The organism is Sphingomonas sp. Leaf412, assembly GCF_001425405.1.
In the GTDB taxonomy this organism is placed as follows: Bacteria; Pseudomonadota; Alphaproteobacteria; order Sphingomonadales; family Sphingomonadaceae; genus Sphingomonas.
The window spans coordinates 401,325-402,864 of sequence record NZ_LMQP01000001.1 but is presented as its reverse complement, the minus strand read 5'-3'; the positions used below and the strand labels follow the sequence as shown (position 1 = coordinate 402,864).

Below are 1,540 nucleotides of genomic sequence, written 5' to 3'. Positions count from 1 at the left end.
GGAGTGATCCTGATTCGTCATTGCGAAGCAATCCAGCGTGGCGCGCGGGACCCTGGATTGCTTCGCTCCGCTCGCAATGACGGGAATCACCGTTCCCGCGTGGCGGCGAATTTCACCTTCGGGTAGCGGTCGGCGTTGTAGTTCACGTCCCACGCGCTCTTCGCCAGGAACACCGGGTTGCCGTCGCGGTCCTTTGCCATCGCGGATCGGTTCACGTCCATGAACGCCTTCAGGTCCGCCGGGTCAGCCGCGGATACCCAGCGCGCGGTGTCGAAGGGGGCCATTTCCAGCCCCGCGGCGACCTTGTATTCCGCGTCCAGGCGCGAGATCAGCACCTCCAGCTGCAATTGCCCAACGACGCCGATGATCCAGTTGCTGCCGATTTCCGGGTAGAAGACCTGCGTCACGCCTTCCTCCGCCATGTCGTCCAGCGCCTTGCGCAACTGCTTCGTCTTGGTCGGGTCCTTCAGCTGCACCCGGCGCAGGATTTCGGGCGCGAAATTGGGCAGGCCGGTGAAGCGGATCGCGGCGCGTTCGGACAGGGTGTCGCCGACGCGCAGCGTGCCGTGGTTGGGGATGCCGATGATGTCGCCGGGAAACGCCTCGTCCGCGATCTCCCGGTCCTGCGCGAAGAACAGGATCGGGGAATGGACCGCGATCGGCTTGCCATGGCCCGTCGGGGTCAGCTTCATGCCGCGCTTGAACGTGCCCGAGCATAGCCGCATGAACGCGATGCGATCGCGGTGCTGCGGGTCCATGTTCGCCTGCACCTTGAAGACGAAGCCGGTGACCTCGCTTTCGTCCGGGCTGACCGGCGCGGGCTCGGCGGGCTGGGGGCGCGGCGGGGGCGCATGTTCGGCCAAGGCGGCGATCAGTTCGGCGGGGCCGAAATCCTTCAGCGCGGAGCCGAAATACACCGGGGTCAGATCGCCGTTGCGATACGCCTCACCATCGAAGGGGGCGTAGCCGGCCTCCGCCAGTTCCACTTCCTCCGCGAACCGGTCCGACAGCGCGGCGTCGTCGGTCGTGCCCTGGAAGGTGCGGCTGTCTCCGGTCGGGCGGCTGATGCGGCGGGTGGCGAGGTCCATGATACCCTCGAATTCGCCGCCCATGCCGATCGGCCAGTTCATCGGCGTGACGTCGAGCGCCAGCATGTCCGCGATCTCGTCCAGCAACTCGAACGGCGGCCGGCCTTCGCGGTCCACCTTGTTGACGAAGGTGATGATGGGCACGCTGCGCAGGCGGCAGACCTCGAACAATTTGCGCGTCTGCGGCTCGATGCCCTTCGCGGCGTCGATGACCATGACCGCGCTGTCGACCGCGGTGAGGGTGCGGTAGGTGTCCTCGCTGAAATCCTCGTGCCCCGGCGTGTCGAGCAGGTTGAAGGTGATGCCCCCGCGCTCGAACGTCATCACGCTGGAGGTGACGGAAATTCCGCGCTGCTGCTCGATCTTCATCCAGTCCGACCGCGCGCGCCGCGTTGCCCCACGCGCCTTCACCTCGCCGGCGAGGTGGATCGCGCCGCCGACGTAGAGGAGCT

Annotated in this window: 1 protein-coding gene; it reads right to left on the bottom strand. The window is 66.7% G+C overall.

Annotated elements, in window-relative coordinates:
- Window positions 1–86: 86 nt before the first annotated feature.
- A partial coding sequence (locus ASG29_RS01800) for a peptide chain release factor 3 (RefSeq protein ID WP_235532731.1) occupies window positions 87–1,540 on the bottom strand: 1,454 nt, incomplete at its 5' end.